Origin of the sequence: Proteiniphilum sp. UBA1028 (assembly GCF_002316955.1) — a bacterium.
In the GTDB taxonomy this organism is placed as follows: domain Bacteria; phylum Bacteroidota; class Bacteroidia; order Bacteroidales; family Dysgonomonadaceae; genus Proteiniphilum.
In genome coordinates, this window is sequence record NZ_DCEN01000067.1 from 4390 (window position 1) to 4766 (window position 377).

At 49.1% G+C, this 377-nt stretch carries 2 pseudogenes; both read left to right on the top strand.

The annotated features are described in order from the left end of the window. Positions 1-246: pseudogene (locus B3Z75_RS11385) on the top strand (ABC transporter ATP-binding protein); the annotation flags it as partial. An 18-nt stretch (positions 247-264) separates the two neighbouring features. After that, positions 265-377, top strand: a pseudogene (locus tag B3Z75_RS14285) (ABC transporter ATP-binding protein); the annotation flags it as partial.

Genomic DNA, 377 nt, shown 5'->3' on the forward strand with positions numbered 1-377 from the left:
GATGATTATCCGGAGATACTCTGGGCAGTGGAAGGAACCGGCATGTCGGCACTGCTCGGTGAGCTGCGCGCTCACGATAAGGTAAAGAGCAGTTTCGCGTTTGGCGACAAGATTCACATCACCGTAGAAAAAAGCCTGCAGACGGAAGAGTTGAAGCGATACCTGGCGAACAAAAAATTCAACGACGTACGTATCGCTCCCATAGCGCCCACTGTGGAGGATTGTTTTATGGCATTGACAAGTTAGGACATGAGCAAAAAAGTTATCGAGGTATTCAACCTGACAAAAAAGTTTGGCAATTTCACGGCCGTGGACCGCATCTCTTTTGATGTGAAGGAAGGTGAGATTTTTGGTTTTCTGGGTGCCAACGGCGCGGG